Origin of the sequence: Paenibacillus sp. VCA1 (assembly GCF_031583795.1) — a bacterium.
Lineage (GTDB): Bacteria > Bacillota > Bacilli > Paenibacillales > Paenibacillaceae > Paenibacillus_AQ > Paenibacillus_AQ albilobatus.
On record NZ_JAVLSX010000004.1, the window covers coordinates 475521 to 494876 of the forward strand.

A 19356-nucleotide genomic window follows, 5' to 3' on the forward strand; every position below is an offset into this window, starting at 1 on the left:
TTTTGCGATCAGCTGCAATGGACGGCACGACCCGAACCTGTTTGGTGACGAAAAAGGTTAAGCATTATAATAAATTCGGATTTCATCATATATTCAGCCGTCTTGGCGATCATAAAATCACATACATCAAAGCTATACGCAGGAGGTTTCGTCAATGTTAGGAATCACGGTAAACAGAACGGGAGAACGTCACCCGCTGGAACTGAAAGAGTTGGAAATTCCACGCCCCACTGCGGGGGAACTGCTGATCAAAGTTCATGCCGCGGCGGTCAACCGAACGGATATCGTTACCCGGCAAGGGAAGGCGGGATATATGACCAACCCGATTTTAGGCGTTGAAGTCGCCGGAACGGTGACGGAGGCCAGCGGCAATACCGGTTTTCAGACCGGAGATCGCGTCATGGGTTTGGTCAACGGGGGAGGTTATGCGGAATATGCGGTCATGCCTGCGGAGCGGGCGATGAAAATTCCGGAGTCGTTTACGTTCGCGGAAGCGGCCGCGATCCCGGAAGTATTTCTGACGGCTTATCAGACGTTGTTTTGGATCGGAAAACTCCGGGAGAACGAATCGGTGTTAATCCATGCTGGCGCAAGCGGCGTAGGTACGGCGGCCATTCAATTGGCCAAAACGTTGCGCAATGCCAAAGTCATCGTAACGGCCGGGAGCCGCGAAAAACTTGAGTTTTGCCGAAAACTGGGCGCAGACGTCCTCATCAATTACAAGGAGCAGGACTTTGACGAGGAAGTGCTGAAGGCGACGGAAGGCAAAGGAGTCGATGTCATTCTGGATTTTGTCGGAGCCGACTACTGGGAAAGAAACCTGAAAAGCATCAAGCCGTCCGGGCGCTGGGTTTTGATCGGCATCCTTGGGGGCAGCGTGGTTAAGCAGGTGGATTTATTCCCGCTTATGGGCAAAATGATCGAATTGACAGGTACGCTGCTAACGCCAAGGGACGATGATTATAAAGCTCGATTGACAAAAGAATTTTACGGCGCGGCGTTGCCGTATTTTGTAAACGGAGAGATGCGGCCGATCGTCGACACCATCTTCCCTTTGGAAAAAGCCGAGGAAGCTCACATGCACATGCTGGAAAACCGGAATATCGGAAAAATCATTCTCGAGGTCGGTGCCATGTAATAGTGGCTGGGTTAAGCAAGATCGTTCCGACATTCCAGCTAATTCAACAATTCAAGAAATGCGCCGGCGGCGATGGACAAGGATACATCCTTCGGAATCGCGATGCCGAAACGCCGTTCAGGCAGCGGGGTTTCGGTCTCGAGTTCCAGCAGGGAACCGTCCGCGATGTTGTGGGCGACGAAACTTTTCGGCAAAAAGGCGGCCCCGTACCCGCGTTTGGCAAATTCGGCGAGCATGTCCAAATTGTTTAATTCGAAGTCAGCGTCCACCTCGAATCCCTGCGATCGAAACCATCCTTCGATAAACAAACGGGTTGAGCTGCCCGGCGTTAACATCAGGAGAGGGAGCTGCGTCAGTTCCGCTGTCGGCAAAGGCTTTTGCGCCCGGTCCGCAAAGGCGTTTCCGACAACGGCGCAATAGGATGAGGCATGGGAGGAATGGATCCGGATCTCATCATCCGAAATCGGGAGATGGACCAAACCGAGATCAAGCGCCCCGTTTTTCAGCCGCTCCAAAATACGGCTTGTATTTTCCTGGGACATCTGGATGCGGATTTGGGGGTAGCGGGCATGGAAGACGTCCAGCGTAGGCAGGAGAAAGTCCTTGATAATCGCCCCGTTGGCACCGATTCGCAGCCTGCCTTCGCTGAAGCGCTTCAGCTTCTTCATGTAACGCTCCGCCGATTCGAGCTCTTCGAATGCTTGCCGCACATGCATGTATAACGCTTGTCCTTCCTGCGTCAACCGAACGCCTTTCGACAGTCTGTCGAAAAGGGCGACCCCGAGCGCCTCCTCCAGCTGTTTGATGGCGTAACTTACGGACGGCTGCGTCATGTGAAGGGTTTGGGCGGCTTTGGTCAAATTGGAGTTTTCGGCGGCATGAAGAAATATCCGGTACCATTCGGTATTGATCATCATTTGTTATCAATCCTCTCTATGACAAACATCGAAAATTGCAATTTCATTTATTTCAAGTATACAGCTAAACTAAAAGAGAAGAAATCCTAACGACCCAGGGGGAATCAAAATGGCCGGAAGCACGTTTGGCGAAAGATTAAAAATGACGACGTTCGGAGAATCGCACGGCGAAGCGGTAGGCGTGATCGTGGAAGGCGTTACGCCAGGCGTTGAGCTGGATGAGGCATATATCCAAGTCCAAATGGACCGGAGGAAGCCGGGGCAATCGTCCGTGACGACGCCGCGGAAAGAATACGACAAAATCCGGATTTTATCCGGAACGTTCGAGGGGCGTACGACGGGAACACCGCTTTGCATCATGCTGAACAACACGGATATGCGCCCATCGGCTTATGATGACATCAAATCCATGTACAGACCGGGACATGCGGATTACACTTATGAGAAAAAGTACGGCATCCGCGACTACCGCGGCAGCGGCAGGGCCTCGGGAAGAGAGACTGCGGCGCGTGTGGCCGCAGGAGCAGTGGCCCGCAGGCTGCTTGAACGCCGCGGCGTTTCGATCGTGGCCTACTCGCTGGAAATCGGGGGCATCCGGTGCGAGTCGTTTGACGAAAACGTTATTGAACGCAACGCGGTGAGGGCATGCGACCCCTCGGCGGCGGAGCGCATGGTCGAACTCATCGAACGGCTGGCGGCGGAAGGCAACAGCTGCGGCGGCATCGTGGAATGCCGGATTCGCGGCGTGGCGCCGGGGCTCGGGGAGCCCGTATTCGACAAGCTGGATGCGGAGCTGGCCAAGGCGATGCTGTCGATCGGGGCGATTAAAGGGATTGAATTCGGCGCCGGTTTCGAAGCGGCCAACATGCGGGGCAGCGAGCATAACGACCAGATGGACGCAAGCGGGTTTTTGACGAACCATGCGGGCGGCATCATCGGCGGCATCAGCACCGGAGATGAGATCGTGTTCCGGGTTGTCGTCAAGCCGACGTCGTCCATCTCCTCTCCGCAGCGCACGGTGGATATGGAAGGCAACGAACGGGAAATCGCGACCATCGGCCGCCACGATCCTTGCATTTGTCCGCGCGTCGTGCCCGTGATCGAAGCGATGGCATGCATGGTGATCGAAGATCATTATAAACGCCAAGCGGCTTTGCTGGACGAATAACGTCTTGCTTACGGCACTAAACGCTCGGTATTTAGCTTTTCGATATTCAGGAAGGATGGAGGTTGATGATGGATCTGACATTATTGCAAGCCGAAACGGAGGAAGACATCGCGTCGTTGGCGGACATGGCCTCGCGTATTTGGTTTGAATATTTCGTAAGCATCATCTCGAAGGAACAAATCGAATACATGGTGGAGAAGTTCCAATCCGTCGAGGCCATCCAAGACCAGACGAAACGTCAAGGATACGAATATTATTTTATGAACATACACGGCGCCAACATCGGCTATTTGGGCATGAAAGAGGAGGATGGCAGGCTGTTCCTTAGCAAGTTTTACATTCTTAAGGAACACCGGGGAAAAGGGTATGCCAGCCAAGCGATGAAGCTCCTGACGGAGTTATGCAAAAAGCGGAGCTTGGGTTCGATTTGGCTGACTGTGAACAGGCATAATCATTCCACCATCGCCGTGTACGAGAAAAAAGGCTTCAAAACCGTACGAACGCAAGTCGCGGACATCGGAAACGGTTTTGTGATGGATGATTACGTTATGGAGAAAAAAATCGCTGAATAAGTTATTGAAAAAGCAAGTCCCGCTAACGCCACCAAGGCAAGCGGGACTTTTTGTTTACTCCATGATTTTGTTCAAGCGCAGCAGATATTCCCCGCGATTCAGCGGATTTAATTGCCTGCGCTCGTTTTCCGGGAACACGGAACGCACCTTGGCATAGCCGACGGGCTTGATCGACAGCATGCCTTCGCCGTTCGTTAACGAGTGCAGCTCCGCTTTCAGCGTGTCCGCCGTCCGCACCGGGATCGTCGCGTTCAAATGGGCAACCTTGCCTTGAAAATCGGGCTCCTGAAACGTTCCTTCCAACTGGGCCAGCCGGGACAACACTTTGCTTAAACTGTTTTCGGGCAATATCATGCGGGCGCTGCCGACAGGTTCATAAACGACCGTGCCAGCCCTCGACAGGGCATCCATCAGCACAAGCGGAACCAATCGCCGGAAGTCTTTGGCGGTGGATACGGGGCTTGCGTACCCCGTATGCGTCAACGTGACGGTGATATCGGTTACGGGCCAGCCGTACAAGCCTTCGTTCAACGTTTCGGCGACCGTCTCCTGAATGGCTTTTTGAAAGGACAGGGGGAGAGACCCGAGCTCAACCTCCAAATTGTAGGTTAACCCGCTGCCGGCAGGGCCGGGTTCGACCCGGAAACCGACGGTCGCCCAAAAAGGATTGCCCGCTTCCCCTATAAATTCCGCGGACTTTCCGCAAGCAACCGGTTTTTCGATGCACATCACTCTTGGAGGGGAGAAGGAGACACGTATGCCGTACTCCTCCCAAATGGTCTCGGCCAGCACTTCCTGCTGAACCTTTCCGAACACCCGGATCGTATGCTCCTGCGTATTTTGATCATGCTGGTACTCCAAAAATGGATCCTCGATGGTCAAAGCGCTAAGCGCATGGGAAAGAGCCGTCGGATCCTGGGCATGCTCCGCAAGCACGTTTACTTGAATCGGGGGTTTGTGAAAGGCGAAGTCCCTGATCCGGCCGGATCGAACGCCGATCACGTCGCCCACAAACAGCTCCGCGCTTGTCATCACCGCGATGTCTCCTGCACTCACTAAGCTGGCGGCAGTTCTTTTATCTCCCTGAAGGAACTGCAGCTGCTTGACCTTAAGCATGCGTTCGGGGCCATTCCGGGAAATCACCTGCACTTCGTCCCGCAACCGGAGCTGCCCCGCGAATAATCGGATAAAAGCCGCTCTTTCACCCGCCCGATCTTTAACGACCTTAAACACGATGCCGGACAACGGGCGGTCCTCTGCCGGCTTACTCCCCGTCGCAGCGTTCGAGGGTATGAAGTCGCCCAGGCAATCAAGCAGATGCTTGACGCCCATGCCTTTGGCGGCCGAACCGGCGAACAGGGGAAAGGCTTTTCCGTCTTTTGTCTGTTGGATCAATTCCTTGTGCAGCCTTTCGGACGTTAAGGGAACGTCCTCCGCGTACAACCGAAGCAATTCATCGTCATGAGCGGCCAAGGTTTCGAGCCACCGTGCTGATAACGGATCGGCTTCCTGAAGGCGCACCTCTTCGCAGCCTTCGTTCTCCACGATGTTCATTTCGCAAATATGCTCATCCAATAACGACCGGATCATGTTCCGGACCTTAGCATAATCCGCGCCCATGCGGTCGATTTTGTTCATGAATAACAGGGTCGGCATGCCCAGCTGCTTAAGTGTCTGCATGAGCACCCGGGTTTGCGCCTGAACGCCCTCGACCGCGGATATGACAAGAATCACCCCGTCCAGGACGCTCAGGGAATGCTCGACTTCCGAAATAAAATCGGCATGTCCAGGCGTATCGATCAAATTTACCTTCAGTTCGTCGCCGACCCAAAAAGATACCGCTGCGGATTTCACCGTAATGCCTCTTCTCCGCTCGATGTCGAGCGAATCCGTCGTCGTATCTCCGCGGTCGACGGACCCGGCCCGGCTTTTTACGCCCGATTGATACAGGATCTGTTCCGTCAGCGTCGTTTTTCCTGCGTCAACATGGGCCAACACCCCAATATTGATTATTTTCATATATTAAGATCACCGTTTTCTTCATCATGATTTGTCCTTTCGAATGGGTTCTGTTTGTGAATTGCCGCATAGCAAATCGCCTCCGTTTGATTTATTGCTTATTATTTTAGCCGTGATTCGGTTTATGGAGAGGGGAGAGATCGGTTATAGCCGTTTTTTACCTTGGTTTTCCGGAAGTTTTCGTTGAACCTTCATCCACATCCAAATTCACTTTACAACTCGGCTTACAAGGCTGTAAGGTTGGCGTCATCCAAATCGATAGGCGAATCGGGCGATTCCGATTATACTGGCTCAAGTAGTCCTTCCTTGGATCGACTCGCATTTTGAAAAATAAAGGTGATGACGATGGAAGAAAAGCAGTTCAATAAAATTATAATGAACGTGCTGCTGATCGCAGCGATTCTATATTTATCCGCTCTCGTTTTCGGCAATATGTTGGATTGGTCTTTGCATATCGGGGAAAGATTGTTTTCGTTTGCGAGACGTTTCGTGGAGCATTTTACAATTTGAATAGATCGGGGTACTTGAACGACTCAGAATTTCCCCGGGAAATTCAGGGATAAGAAGGAAATAAATCCGAAGCGGCGAACTATAAATAAGAGAACGCATGTTTGCTTTCGGATCCTGCAGGCAATGCTTCAATCGTCCATCACAGAGGGAAGCAAGGGCATTCCGGCGTCATCCATTTTGATGAAATGAGGCGATAGAATGGAAAAAAATGCGTTGTTAAAGCGCATAGAATGCGCATACGTCCCTGTGAGCGACGTTCCTGCGGCGGTGGGCTGGTACGAAAACGTGCTTGGCCTGAAGCTTCGTTCGCCGCTTGAGCCCGGGCGTGGAGCGATCATGATCATGGGCAGCGGCCAGTGGCTGTTTTTGCTGCCGAGTCCCGGCGGTCATCCGCTTCGATTTGAGACGACCGGTTGGGATGAAACCGGAAGCCCTTATGAAATGTTCCCGCTTTGCTTTGAGACGGACGATATACATGCACTGGGAGCTTCCTTGAAGGAATCCGGCGCTTGGGCGGAAAGTGAAATCCGGGACGAAGGCGGCTGCGGTTTGCAGTTAACCTTCAAGGATCCGGACGGCAATAAGTTTCAAGCATGGCAGCAGCCGTAATATATCCGGCCAATTTCGGCCCGGTTTGAATGTTTCCCCATACCAATCTATCTTTTTCGGCATAAGGTGAAGGGATGCGAATGCTAGAAGAACTTTGAAACCTTAACATGTTAATGCCGAAAGGAGCGTTTGGCCCATGGGCAGAAAATCGATTCAAGAACTTCAGGCAGGTTACGCGGATCATTTGTATACGCCGCTCGAAATAACAAAAGGATATTTAAAACGCATAAAATTAAAAGACAAGAAGTTGAATTCCTATATCACGACGGCCAAGGAACGGGCGGTCCAAGAGGCGAAAATCATCGAAGCCAAAGCCAAGGCCGGCGAACAGACGGGCTTGCTGTACGGCATTCCGCTTGCGTACAAAGACAATATCGACACCAAAGGCATACGTACAACAAACGGCTCCTCGATCGATGCGAATCACGTTCCGGGCAAAAATGCGGCAATCGTTGACCGGCTGCTCGGAGAGGATTCCATTCTGCTAGGAAAAAACAATTTGCACGAATATGCGCTCGGGGTAACGTCCAACAATCCCCATTACGGTCCGGTGCATAATCCCTGGAACCCGAAATATACGCCCGGAGGATCGAGCGGCGGATCGGCGGCCGCCGTGGCGGCCGACCTGTCGGTAGCCTCGATCGGGACCGATACCGGCGGATCCGTGCGGATTCCGGCCGCATCCTGCGGCGTCATCGGATTAAAGCCGACCTATAACAAGGTGCCGACCCAAGGCGTATTTTACGTATCATGGACGCTCGACCATGTGGGTCCGATTACGGCAACGATGACCGATATGGCGATCCTTGCGGGAGCCATGACCAAGCAATCCTATCTTCCTTGCCTCAATCAGGGCATACGGGGACTTCGGATCGGCGTTCCCACCAGCTACTTCAATGAGCATATCGATCCGGATACCTACGCGCTGTACCGCAGCGCTTTGAATGCGCTCGAGTCGCTCGGCGCGATCCTCATCGACGCGGACGTGTCGTTCGTCGCCGGCAATGCCGACGTCTCGCTAACGATTGCCGCGTCGGAAGCAGGCGTCGTGCACAAAAGCCGGATGGAATGTTGCCTGTCCCAATACGGGGCGGACGCCAGGGCATTTCTCGAATCCTCGCTGGATATTACGGCAATTCAATATATTGAAGCGCTCAAAATGAAAGAAGTCTATATGAAGGCGTTCGACAAGCTGTTTAGGGAAAGCATCGACGTGCTTGCAACGCCGACGATACCGATTCCCGCCAGAAAAATCGGCGTTGACGAAGTGCAGATCGGTCCGTACAAGGAAAGCGTCTTTGACGCTATGACGCGGTACACCGGCATTTTCAATATGGCTGAACTTCCCGCGATGTCCATTCCGTGCGGGTTGACCGTCGAAGGGCTCCCCGTAGGGCTTCAGCTGGTCGCGGCCCGCTGCAGGGAGGATTTGCTGATCCGCGCGGGTTACGCTTACGAGCAGGATCAGCTTAGAGATTTTTATCGTCTCCGGGATCAGGTATGTGCCGGTTATTGATTCCATGAAGAAGTTGAAGCTTCGGCCATTAAGGAAATAGGCATCCGTGCGCAATGCGCATCGGGTGCTTTTTTTCGGAAATTCGGATTTTCAAGGCAATAACTACCGAATAAATCCGTGCAATCATCCGGCAAAACGTTGCTGCACCGCTGAAAACGCCGTGATGAATCGCTGAATCATCCGTTTTCCTTTCTCACCGGGTTATGCCTTCAAAGAGAAAAACCTGCAGCATTTCCGAATTTTTCAGGCGCGAATGAACATACTAAACGGAAACCGTTAAAGCGGCATGGCATCAATAGCGAATCGTTGCCCGGGAGGTGCGGAGATGAACAACAGCGGTGAATCCGCAATAACGCCCCGACTTATGGACAATATCGAGAGGATCAAAGCGCTGTACGCGGATTGCTTTGATGTCGTTTTTCACGATCTCAAATGCGGCCGAAAGGCGGCGGTCATCGTATTTTTGACGGGGATGACCGACAACGAAATGCTGAACCGGTATATTCTTGACCCTGCGCTTCAGAAGCTGGCGGATGATGAGGGAGGGCTGAACGCATTATGCGAATGTTTGCCCGTATCGTCGTTTTCCCAAGTAAAGACGCTTGAGCAGGCCGTGATGGAGGTCGGAAACGGAAACCCGGTGCTGCTCATGGAGGACGAACATCAGGCGCTTTCGTTTTCTTTGGCAAAATGGGAGAAACGTTCGATTACCGAACCTGAGGCGGAATCGGTCGTACGTGGTCCCCGTGAAGGTTTTGTCGAGACATTGATCGACAATGTGACCATGATTCGCCGTAAACTGAAGACGCCGACGCTCAAGATGAAATCGATGCGGATCGGACGATACTCCCAAACGGAGGTCGTCATCGCTTATATGAATGATATCGTCGATCCCGCTTTGATTTCGGAAATCGAATCGAGGCTTGAACGCATCGACGTCGACGGGATTTTGGAGAGCGGCAACATTGAAGAGCTGATCGAGGACAATCCATACTCGCCGTTTCCTCAACTGCAAACGACGGAACGGCCGGATGTCGTGGCGGCCAATCTTTTGGAAGGAAGGGCAGCCATCCTGGTCGAAGGCACGCCGATCGTCCTGATCGCGCCGACTTCGATTTTTGCTTTTTTGCATTCGCCTGAAGATTATTACCAGCGTTATTATATCGGCTCGGCTATCCGCTGGCTTCGCTATCTTTTTGCTCTTATCGCCCTGATCGGCCCGTCATTTTACGTGGCCGTCGTTACGTTTCACCAGGAAATGATTCCGACCACGCTGCTTTTGAATATGACCAAGTCAAGGGAACAAATCCCGTTCCCGGCTCTTGTCGAGGCGTTATTGATGGAAATCACGTTCGAAGCGCTCCGCGAAGCGGGAGTAAGGCTTCCGAAACAAATCGGCGCGGCGGTCAGCATCGTGGGGGCGCTCGTTATCGGACAGGCCGCGATTGCGGCGGGGCTCGTCTCTTCCCCGATGGTCATGGTCGTGGCAATCACGGGCATCGCCTCCTTTTTGATACCGCATTTTACGCTCGGGATTTCCATCAGGCTGCTAAGGTTTCCGATGATGCTTTTGGCGGGGACGCTGGGCTTTTTCGGATTGATGATGGGCTTTGCGCTTATATTGACCCATTTGTTTTCGCTCCGGTCGTTTGGTGCGCCGTATACATCGATCGTAACCGTTACGCGCTGGAAACAATTGAAGGACGTCGCGGTCCGCGTGCCGTTTTGGAAAATGAACAGAAGGCCCAGAACGGGATTCTGGAACCGATACCGTCAAGGGCCCCATCAGCGGCCAGGCTCATCCCGGGGTGGTAGCAAATGATGAAGGTTCTAAAAAAAATCGGCGCTGCATGCCTTCTGCTTGGCCTGCTTCCTTTATTGGGCGGATGCTGGGATCGCACGGAGGTGAATGATCTTGCCTTGATCATGGCGGCAGGGCTGGATGTCGGGCAAAACGGTGACATCGAGCTTTCCGTACAGGTGTTCACGCCAAGCCAATCCGGCAGCGAAGGAAGCGGCGGCATGGGCGGGAGCTCCGGAAGCGACACGATTGTCGTTCAAAGCGCCAGCGGGACCGACTTGGCCGAGGCAGCCGCAAAGCTGCAGGAGCAGATGCCGCGAAAAGTTTTTTGGGGCCACGGCGAGGTATTCATTATCGGGGAACGGCTGGCGAAACAAGGCATACTCGACCAGATCGATTTTATTTTTCGGCATCCGCAGCCGCGTGAGCGGGCTTACGTTTTCATCAGCAAGGGAGATGCCAAGAAGATTCTGGACATTCATCCGAAAATGGAAAGGGACGTTGCGGAAACGCTGCGGGAGATGGCTATTTTGCCATTCGGCATGAATGTTTCGCTCAAAGATTTGAGCGAGATGCTTACAGGCCGCTCGAAAGCCGCGGTAGTCCCGTATATTGTCCAAAAGGAAGATAACGATGGCAGCCCCTTCCCGTTCATCTCCGGTGCCGCCGTCATTAAGGATGGAAAACTGCAGGGAGCATTCGACGATACGGCGAAACGCGATACCTTGCTGATCCTGAATAAGCTCAAAAGGACGAATGTTACGTTTCATGTAAACGAAAGAGGCGGAAAAGGAGAAGGAGTCATGACCGCCAGGGTCATCAAAGGCCGCACGAAGCTAATTCCCGTTATCCGCGGCGATCGGTGGAGCATGATTGTCCGTTTCGAAGGCGAGGCGAGCATTCTCCAAAACGAAACGCGCGTCAATCTGATGAAGCCGCAAGAAGTACGGCATGTGGAAGAACAAATGAACCGGGAGATCGAAAAACGGATCCAGGCCACTTTTCGGCTCATCCAAAGGGAAACCGGCGCCGACGTTTTCGGGTTTTCGGATGCGTTCTGGCGGAAATATCCGCAAACGTGGGTAAGGGAGCAGCGACATTGGGACGATATTTTTCAAAACGTCGATCTGAATGCCGATTCTAAGGTGGAAATTTTATGGCCTGGTTTCTCCGGGAAAAGCTACAAATGAGGGTGACGTATGATCGTAATTCAAATGCTGGGGATTACCTTGCTGGCCGCAGCCATCTTTGCTTATGATTACCCGAGATTGCGGCCGGGCGCAAAAAAAGAGAAGATTGCATTTGCCGTTATAACCGCGGCCGGATGGGCGATTGCGCTGCTGCTCATGTTTTTCCCCCGCCTACCGGGGCCGACCGAGCTGATCAATTATGCGACAAGGCCGATCTGGAACATCTTTTATCCTGAAGGATAGGAGGCAAGTCGGAACAGAATGGAGAAGGAAAAAATCTCGGGCACGCAACTCGTTTTCATGATGTATTTGATGGTCGGCGGCACCTCGATTCTTGTCGTGCCTTCGTTTACGGCCATGTATGCCAAACAGGACATGTGGTTGTCGCCGATCATCGGTTCGATATTCGGCATCGTTTGCGTGTTCCTGGCGTGGATCATGAACAGGTTCTATCCGGAACAAACGATGGTTCAGCACCTGCACCGCGTGTTTGGCCGAATGATCGGCAGCGTGCTGGGAGCTTTGATCCTCTTTTTCCAAATCGACGCGATCGGGCTTATTACGAGGGAATATGCCGAATTTATCGTACAGGCGTTTCTGTCGCAGACGCCGATTACCGTCATTGTCGGGTGTATCGTGGTCACGTGTTCCTTTGCCGTACGATCGGGAGTAGAGGTCATCGGCAGATTTGCCCTGATCTTCGGCCCGATTTTCTTTTTATTCGTCGTGTCCATCTTTATATTTCTGCTGCCGGAATATGATTTTTTGAATATCCTTCCCGTGTTCGGGTTGGGGGTGCTTCCTTCGGTTAAGGGGGCGCTTGAACCGTCGGTTTGGTTTATGGAATTTTTGTTTATCACCTCTTTTTATCCTTCCGTTCGCAAAGGGGATAATCGCCTCAAAGGAGGTTTGCTCGCGGTCATCCTTATGATGTTCACGATGGTGATCACCAATTCCACCTGTCTGTTTCTGTTCGGGGAGACGACGGCCAACCTGACGTTTCCTTTTCTGTCGGCGTCGCGTTATATCAACATATCCGATTTTTTCTCGCACGTAGAGGCTACCGTCATGGCGCTGTGGATTCTGGGCGGATTCGTGCAGATTTCGATGTGGCATTACTCATTTGTTTTGAGCGTCTCGCAATGGCTTAATATTAAAGATTATCGCCCGCTGGTATTTCCGGTCGGCCTGCTGATCGCCGTATTCAGCATTTGGGTGGCCAAAAACTTTCAGCAAATGCTTCACTATTTCCCGACCGGGGGGACGGGTTCGTCGATTATAACCTTAGTGTTAATTCCGATCTTGCTGGTTGTAGTTGCTTGGATTCGGCGTAAAATAGCTTCCTGAATTTTTGTGGACACAGGTGGGAAGGGGAGTATGGCTGCATTTGGTGCATCGACGTGGGCGGCGGACCGGACGGGGAGCAACAGGCGATTTACGAGATTGACCACGAAATTTTGTTCGATTTGGACGAAGTACATACGGAACGGAAGAAACTCCAAGAGCATCTTGTTTTTTTGTATCCGAATTTCAAAGCTTATTTTGACCATAACTTTCTGGAAAAAGGGTAAAAAGAGAGCCGTCGGGTCCGTGTTGGAAAACAGGACTGCCGTCGGCTTTCGTTACGAAATACGAAGGATCGATGTTTCATAGCTCCTTTTGGCTGACACCGGGAGCACGTTATTTGCCCTAGGCAAATTTGCTTTTTTTTAGCGCTGTTTCTTCGCTTCCAGGATCAGTTTGGAATGTTTCAGCACTTTGACACGGTAGGTGCCCCCCTCCCTAATGTCAATCTTGGGGTCGGCAATTTCGTATTGCGTGCCTTCGCTCGTTCTGACCATGTCTCCGCCGCGCTTCGGGTTCCACTTGTCCTCAACATGGATTATTTTAATGATCGGGCCCTGCACGATATCGGCCGTCACCATTCCGAGCATGATGAGCGGGTACAGGGACAACAAGACGAGAAACGCCATGAAACCTAGGTCTGCTTTGGTCATTCCTGCACGTCGGCGGCGGATTCGATAAAAGACATATGTAGGAATGAAACTGAAGAAAAACAGTACGCCGCTGTACCCGCCAATGCCGATCCATAAATGCTTGCGCTCGTCGCCGCCGTATTTGAAAAAAACGACCAACATGCCGATCAAGCAGAACACGATAAGGGCCATCCGCAGCAAGTTTCTTTTTTTCTTGTACCAAACCCGCCCGTCCGGGGAGGAGAGATCCAAAACTGAGACCACCGCAGTCAAAGGCACTCGGGCCGTTTTGGTCATGAGCCACATCCTTTCCAAGTTGATCATGACATGATTATAATCAACCTGCGTTTTGAATAAAATGGATTTTTAAAAGCAGCGGCGAATTTAGGGAAGAAAGCGGAACACGTGAGGAACAATACAAGATCATTTCGTCATGATTATAAGGAATAGGGAGGCCGTACAAATGCAGGAAATCCGGAATTATTACGAAGGATCCCACGATAAAGACGCCATTCGATCCATTTATGGCACGGAACAGAATCTGAAGGCGAAATATGAGGTCTTGGAAACGTACGGCTTGCGAAAGGAGACATTCGAAGAGTGGTTAATCGGCAAGCTGAAGCTGACGGGAAGTGAACTCGTGCTTGACGTCGGGGCGGGAAACGGGAGATTTTCTCTGCCTGTCGGCCGAATGCTGAAAGGCAGCGGCGGTTTTTTGGCTGCATGCGATTTGGCCGAGGGGGTAATGATTCCTTCCCGGGTTCAAGCCGAAAAGGAATCATTGCCCATTTTGCATATGCAGGCCGATGCGGAGAACCTCCCGTTTTTGTCCGAACAATTCGATCTCGTGATGGCAAACCACATGCTGTACCATCTTCCGAATCTGAATCGGGGACTGGCGGAAATGGGCAGGGTATTAAAACAATCTGGCCGATTACTCGCAACAACCAACAGCGAAAAAGGCATGCCGGAGTTGTTCGGACTGCACTTGAACACGATGGACCGGCTAGGCATTCCTTTTGGCGTTAAGGAAGAGCTGATCGCGTTTTCCTTGGAGAACGGGGAGCAAACGTTAAGCAAACATTTCAAGCAGGTCGAATCTTGGACGTACGAAGCGGGTTTTATGGTGAAAGAGCCGGAGCCCGTATTTCAATATTATGCGGCAACGCAGCTGTATCAAGGGCCTATGAACGACGACAACCTATCTAAAGAAGTTCGCGATGCCATTGCTCCTTGTTTTATTCAATTGACGGAAGAGCTGATCCGCGAAAAAGGAGGAGAGCTCGTCATTTCTAAACCGGTGGGGGCGTTTGTAGGCAAAATATAAATGTTATTAATTAAAAAATTCGGCCGGCAGCTCAAACGAGACGCTTCTTTCCCCGGAGTAACCCAATCCACTTTCGCTAAAAAATCTGCCGCGAAGCTCCTTTTTGCTTTTCCCAAAAGCGTATTGCACGCTGATATCCACGATATTTTTCTGCTTAGCCTTAAAGGATTCAAATTTATCAAGCTCAAAAGCGATGCTCCGCACTTGATAGGGCGGATTTTTTTTAGGATTGCATTCGGATTTCGTTTTTCCGTAACAGACATTGACGTCAAACTTTCTGTCGTCTGGTTGTAAAAGCGCGTATTTCCCATTGATCGTGCCTTCTATTCTATTGATATTCATCTCCCCGTTTTCCCTCTGGTTATCGATCGCGGCAATGACGTAAAGCTGGTCCGGAATCGGATAGTTTTGCTGGCTCACGGCCCCTTTTATCAAGAAAGCATATTGATAATAGATGTGAATGTCATCTGCGATTTCCGAAATTTCATTCAAGGGCAGGCGGGATACGGATTTGACCGATTTAATATTTTTAAAATTATACAGACCGTACAATATGGTTTCCGGTTCGACGTCTTGAGGGACGATTTGTTTTTTGGCAACGTTGCAGCTTGATAACAAAGCGATGATGAGAAAGATGATTAAAAAGCGATTTCCAAGTGACCTGATCATAAAAATCATAAGCTCCTTCAACAACTTTGGTTGGGTTGGAAAAATTTAACGATAAATCGGTTTGAAAACTAAATTAAACGAAACGGTGCAAAAACGCAAGCCTTTATTATTCCCTTCGGCCGCAGCAATCATGGTTGTTTTGCGTTGGAACAGCATGGGACGTGTGGTAAATTATACATAACGATAACGATACATAACGGAGGCAGCTACGTCGAGGTTTGCAAGCAAGCCATAGCCGGATCAAAAAAGGCGAATCTCTCTCTTAGCACAAATGGCCTTATATCCGTAGAGGAGGATTCATGTTTATGCGCGAAATAGGCGTTACAGCCAAAATTAGTGAAAACCGGCTGAAGGCAGTCTCAAAACAGATACTTCAAACGGACGACGGTTTCCTTTCCCAATGGGACTGCGAACCGATCGGGCCGAAGAACCGGAATTTCGTGACGGACGGGGTTTACCGCGTTTCAGGCAAATACGTTATCGGGGGAGCGGTTCACGAATGGACCGCAATCCTTAAAATCGTCTTGGCCGACCCGAACCGGGACGATCCGGCCCACTACAATTATTGGCGCCGCGAGGTGCTCGCTTACGAGTCTGGATTGCTGAAAAGCCTGCCTGCAAGTTTCCGGGCGCCGGAATGCTATGCGATCGATGAACAGGATGACGGGTCCGTTTGGTTATGGCTTGAGGACATACCGCATGAATCCAAGCGCTGGGAGCGAGGGGACTACGCATTTGCAGCCGCTAAGCTGGGGGAATTTCACGCGGCCTATGTACTCGGCCAGCCGCTGCCCGATTTTTCGTGGATCAATCGTCATTGGATGCGTTCTTGGATTCATGAATGCAAGAAATACCGCCAAGTGCATCAGGAGTCTATAGCCAAACACCCTGCGGTTTCGTCTAATGGTTTAACTTCTGTCATCGACCGGTTTGCCGTGTTGGAAACCCTCATCCCCGAATGGTTGGCGGCGCTGGAGCGACTGCCGAGAACGTTCTCCCACCAGGATTATTATGAATCCAATATTTTGCTGACGCCCGATGGCTTGCATGAAGGAAGCCTTGCGTTGATCGATTGGCAGTTTGCCAGCATTTCCGGTGTCGGCGAGGATCTGGGCCGCTTTTTCGGATTATCCGTCAGCCGTGGACAAGTTCCGCTGGAGTCGTACAGGGATGATCTTGAGCTTTTCATATCTTCATACATCTCAGGTTTGAAGGGTGCAGGGTGGCGTGGCGACGAGGCGCTTCCTCGCTTCGGATGTCTTGCCGCTTTTGCGCTGCGTGCCGTGTGGGAGGTGCCCAAGCTGCTGAAAAAGTTGGAACAGGACCCGAAGGCGCCAGAGAGCCGAAAACTCATGCGGATCGCGGAGATGCAGATGGAGGCGGCGGAAGAAGCGGAAGCATTGCGGAGGCAGTTGATGTTGAAGAAGATTTAAGCACTGATGTCCTATCGGTCTGCGGTCCGAAAGCAACGTAAAATCCTAGTGGGAATCATGTTTTATGAGGAGCTAAGAGGAATGGGGAAAGGGAGCATTATTTTTTTGAACGGCGTGACGAGTTCAGGTAAAACATCTATTGTAGACGCCATCCAATCGCGATCCGAGAAATTTTTTTATGTGGTTGCCAACGATCTTTTCGAGCAAATGATCGGCGATAAATATTTGCAGGAAGATTACTGGAAATATTTGAGCGAAGCCATTTGGATGATGTATCATACCGCAAGGTTATTTTCGGATCTGGGAAAGAACGTTCTCATTGACGGCATTTTAGTTGAAAGACCCGAATTGAAGCCCCACTATGACACGGTCCGGGAAATTTTTGCCGGATATCCGTTCGATATCGTTGAGGTGTTTTGCCCGTTGGAAGTTTGCAGGCAGCGCAACCGGGAACGTCACGACAGAACGGAAGATCAATCCGATTGGCAAAGCCAACTCATGGCGGATAACATACATTATAGCTGTTCGGTCGACACGAGCCTTTTTTCGCCAAATGAATGCGCTGAAATAATTATTAAAGCATTAGCAACCGGTTCGTAAACAGAGGACCAAAAATGGGGTCCGCTATCTTGGCGACGTCAACTAGTTAATTTCGGAACGTTTGATGCGTTCAACATTTTGTGTGTGTTTTTTGAAGGGAGTGATGTGGTATGAAAAATATCCAAACGATCAAAAGAGGAAACATGCACTAACCAGCGGGGGAACGGCCGTGAAATTTCCTCCGCAGAACAATCACCGGGAGGGAATATTTATTGGAAATCAGACTTGAAGCAGTGTCGGCTGAAAACTGGTATGCTTGTACCGGGCTAAAGGTAAAGACGGAACAATTGAACGTATTTCCGGCTCCAGTGGTCTACTGGATCGCCGAGTCCAAATTCATGGATCATTTCGAACTTCGTGCCATAAACGCAAACGGCAGCTTGGTCGGCTTTATCGTATTTTGCCCGGAGCCCGATGAAGAAGGAAACTGCTGGATACCGGCCTTCATGATCGATGAAAGGCATCAAGGCAAGGGTTATGGTAAAGCAGCGTTAAAAAAATTGTTGGAACATATGCGAGCCATAAACTGTAAAAGAGTAATGATTGGACATCGACCCGAAAATCTGGTTGCGGCAAATTTGTACGAGTCGCTGGGATTTATGAAAGTTACAGAAGAAATCGTGGACGGCGAAATCATTCGGTTGCTCCAATTCGCGTAAAAAAATAGCGCTATCGCACATGCCTATATTTAACCGCCTTAACCTTTTTAAGGCGGTTTTTTTATGGAAAGGGGAGCGACAAGGAGGAGGTTTGTTCACAGCTTGAACCTTTTGAACAGGAATACTCCGACCGGCCGGTAAAAGAAAAAATATGCGTATTCCCTCGTCCAACTTGCAAAAATCAGCATCCGCTTAAAAATTTTAAAGGCCGTTTCGTAAAATTTTTATATCATCTTAACAAAGTGAAATTTCCTTTCCGGGGCAAACCTTTTATCATCGTTGATGACAACGCTTACAAGGCGAATTCACATGTTGGGGGAGCGATTCGATGGTATGAAGGGTATGCTCAAGGAACTGCGAAGCAATCGGTGGTATTATGTGATGGCGCTGCCGGGGCTGCTATATTTCCTGGTGTTTTGTTATTTGCCGCTGCCGGGGATTTTGATCGCGTTTAAGGATTACAACTTCAAGGACGGCATATTCGGAAGCCCGTGGGTGGGTCTGAGGAACTTCGCGTTTTATTTTCAAGGCGATTATGCGTGGAGAACGACGTTTAACACGCTGTTTATCAACGCCAACTACATTGTTTTCGGGACGGTCATCGCCGTCGCCTTCGCCATTTTGCTGAACGAAATCCGTAAAAGTTTTTTTCGCAGAATGTATCAAAGCCTCATGTTTCTGCCTTACTTTTTTTCGGCGGTCGTCGTCGGCAACTTCGTTTACTTGATGTTCAGCTCCAAATACGGACTGGTGAACCAGCTGAGGGATCTGTTGCATTTGGCTACTGTCGACTGGTATTCCGCTCCGGGGTATTGGGTGGCGATCCTTGTTGGCGTGTACGTTTGGAAAAATACGGGTTATGCGGTCATTTTGTATTTGGCGACCATCATCGGCATCGACGATGAATTATTTGAAGCGGCCGCGCTGGACGGCGCCAATCGTTGGCAAAGCATCCGGTACATTACGTTGCCGCTGCTTGTGCCGACCATCACGATCGTCACGCTGCTTGCGGTCGGGAAAATTTTTTACGGGGATTTTCAAACGATCTACTCGATTGTCGGTGATAACGGACTTTTGTTTCCAACGACGGACGTCATCGATACTTACGTGTTTCGGGCGGTCAAAAACGTCGGGGACGTCAGCATGCCGGCAGCCGTAGGCCTGTACCAGTCGATATGCGGATTTCTGTTTGTTCTCGGCTGCAATTGGGCTGTCAAAAAAATGAACAACGACAACGCGCTGTTTTGACGGA

Annotated in this window: 20 protein-coding genes; 16 read left to right on the forward strand and 4 right to left on the reverse strand. The window is 50.9% G+C overall.

Annotated features, from left to right (window positions below; all coding sequences use genetic code 11):
• Positions 1–154 precede the first annotated feature (154 nt).
• Positions 155–1138, forward strand: coding sequence for an NAD(P)H-quinone oxidoreductase (locus tag RJP21_RS11430; RefSeq protein ID WP_310859365.1), 984 nt, complete (start codon positions 155–157; stop codon positions 1136–1138).
• Positions 1139–1176: 38 nt separating this feature from the next.
• Here the strand turns inward: RJP21_RS11430 and RJP21_RS11435 are convergent, their stop codons facing one another.
• The gene (locus RJP21_RS11435) at positions 1177–2055 is read right to left on the reverse strand and encodes a LysR family transcriptional regulator (RefSeq protein WP_310859366.1); all 879 of its coding nucleotides are present in this window, start codon (positions 2053–2055) and stop codon (positions 1177–1179) included.
• Between the two features lie 109 nt (positions 2056–2164).
• Here RJP21_RS11435 and aroC point away from each other — a divergent pair, with 109 nt between their 5' ends.
• Both aroC and RJP21_RS11445 read left to right on the forward strand, forming a co-directional pair.
• Positions 2165–3223: a chorismate synthase gene (gene aroC, locus RJP21_RS11440; protein WP_310859367.1), complete on the forward strand. Its 1059-nt coding sequence runs from the start codon at positions 2165–2167 to the stop codon at positions 3221–3223.
• Positions 3224–3288: 65 nt separating this feature from the next.
• Positions 3289–3795 carry a GNAT family N-acetyltransferase gene (locus RJP21_RS11445; protein ID WP_310859368.1) on the forward strand — a complete coding sequence of 169 codons (507 nt, stop codon included), beginning with the start codon at positions 3289–3291 and terminating at the stop codon, positions 3793–3795.
• A gap of 54 nt (positions 3796–3849) precedes the next feature.
• Here the strand turns inward: RJP21_RS11445 and RJP21_RS11450 are convergent, their stop codons facing one another.
• Positions 3850–5814: a GTP-binding protein gene (locus RJP21_RS11450; RefSeq protein ID WP_310859369.1), complete on the reverse strand. Its 1965-nt coding sequence runs from the start codon at positions 5812–5814 to the stop codon at positions 3850–3852.
• 345 nt (positions 5815–6159) lie between these two features.
• Here RJP21_RS11450 and RJP21_RS11455 point away from each other — a divergent pair, with 345 nt between their 5' ends.
• The 8 genes from RJP21_RS11455 to RJP21_RS11490 all read left to right on the forward strand — a co-directional run bounded on the left by RJP21_RS11455 (position 6160) and on the right by RJP21_RS11490 (position 13011).
• Positions 6160–6324 carry a hypothetical protein gene (locus tag RJP21_RS11455; RefSeq protein ID WP_310859370.1) on the forward strand — a complete coding sequence of 55 codons (165 nt, stop codon included), beginning with the start codon at positions 6160–6162 and terminating at the stop codon, positions 6322–6324.
• A gap of 198 nt (positions 6325–6522) precedes the next feature.
• Positions 6523–6933: a VOC family protein gene (locus RJP21_RS11460; RefSeq protein ID WP_160044779.1), complete on the forward strand. Its 411-nt coding sequence runs from the start codon at positions 6523–6525 to the stop codon at positions 6931–6933.
• 136 nt (positions 6934–7069) lie between these two features.
• Positions 7070–8449 carry an amidase gene (locus RJP21_RS11465; protein ID WP_310859371.1) on the forward strand — a complete coding sequence of 460 codons (1380 nt, stop codon included), beginning with the start codon at positions 7070–7072 and terminating at the stop codon, positions 8447–8449.
• A 325-nt stretch (positions 8450–8774) separates the two neighbouring features.
• Positions 8775–10271, forward strand: a complete 1497-nt coding sequence (locus RJP21_RS11470; protein ID WP_310859372.1) for a spore germination protein — start codon at positions 8775–8777, stop codon at positions 10269–10271.
• Positions 10268–11440, forward strand: coding sequence for a Ger(x)C family spore germination protein (locus tag RJP21_RS11475; protein ID WP_310859373.1), 1173 nt, complete (start codon positions 10268–10270; stop codon positions 11438–11440). Before RJP21_RS11470 ends, RJP21_RS11475 begins: the two co-directional genes overlap by 4 nt.
• 9 nt (positions 11441–11449) lie before the next feature.
• A complete protein-coding gene (locus RJP21_RS11480) occupies positions 11450–11683 on the forward strand; it encodes a hypothetical protein (protein WP_310859374.1) in 234 nt (77 codons plus the stop codon).
• A gap of 18 nt (positions 11684–11701) precedes the next feature.
• Positions 11702–12787: a GerAB/ArcD/ProY family transporter gene (locus tag RJP21_RS11485; RefSeq protein ID WP_310859375.1), complete on the forward strand. Its 1086-nt coding sequence runs from the start codon at positions 11702–11704 to the stop codon at positions 12785–12787.
• A 53-nt stretch (positions 12788–12840) separates the two neighbouring features.
• Positions 12841–13011, forward strand: coding sequence for a hypothetical protein (locus RJP21_RS11490; protein WP_310859376.1), 171 nt, complete (start codon positions 12841–12843; stop codon positions 13009–13011).
• Between the two features lie 138 nt (positions 13012–13149).
• Here RJP21_RS11490 and RJP21_RS11495 read toward each other — a convergent pair whose 3' ends face one another.
• Entirely contained in the window at positions 13150–13713 is a 564-nt protein-coding gene (locus tag RJP21_RS11495; protein WP_310859377.1) for a hypothetical protein, read from the reverse strand.
• A gap of 166 nt (positions 13714–13879) precedes the next feature.
• Here RJP21_RS11495 and RJP21_RS11500 point away from each other — a divergent pair, with 166 nt between their 5' ends.
• A complete protein-coding gene (locus RJP21_RS11500; RefSeq protein ID WP_310859378.1) occupies positions 13880–14743 on the forward strand; it encodes a class I SAM-dependent methyltransferase in 864 nt (287 codons plus the stop codon).
• A 6-nt stretch (positions 14744–14749) separates the two neighbouring features.
• On the opposite strand, the gene RJP21_RS11505 is transcribed toward RJP21_RS11500, so the two are convergent.
• Positions 14750–15412 carry a hypothetical protein gene (locus tag RJP21_RS11505; protein ID WP_310859379.1) on the reverse strand — a complete coding sequence of 221 codons (663 nt, stop codon included), beginning with the start codon at positions 15410–15412 and terminating at the stop codon, positions 14750–14752.
• Positions 15413–15717: 305 nt separating this feature from the next.
• Between RJP21_RS11505 and RJP21_RS11510 the strand changes: the two genes are divergently transcribed.
• The 4 genes from RJP21_RS11510 (at position 15718) to RJP21_RS11525 (ending at position 19352) form a co-directional block, all read left to right on the forward strand.
• On the forward strand, positions 15718–16845 hold the full coding sequence (locus tag RJP21_RS11510; RefSeq protein ID WP_310859380.1) for a phosphotransferase: 1128 nt from the start codon (positions 15718–15720) through the stop codon (positions 16843–16845).
• An 81-nt stretch (positions 16846–16926) separates the two neighbouring features.
• Positions 16927–17445, forward strand: a complete 519-nt coding sequence (locus RJP21_RS11515) for a phosphotransferase-like protein (protein ID WP_310859381.1) — start codon at positions 16927–16929, stop codon at positions 17443–17445.
• Positions 17446–17657: 212 nt separating this feature from the next.
• Complete coding sequence (locus RJP21_RS11520) at positions 17658–18104, forward strand: GNAT family N-acetyltransferase (protein WP_310859382.1); 447 nt, start codon at positions 17658–17660, stop codon at positions 18102–18104.
• Positions 18105–18437: 333 nt separating this feature from the next.
• Positions 18438–19352, forward strand: a complete 915-nt coding sequence (locus RJP21_RS11525; RefSeq protein WP_310859383.1) for an ABC transporter permease — start codon at positions 18438–18440, stop codon at positions 19350–19352.
• The last annotated feature ends 4 nt before the right edge of the window (positions 19353–19356 follow it).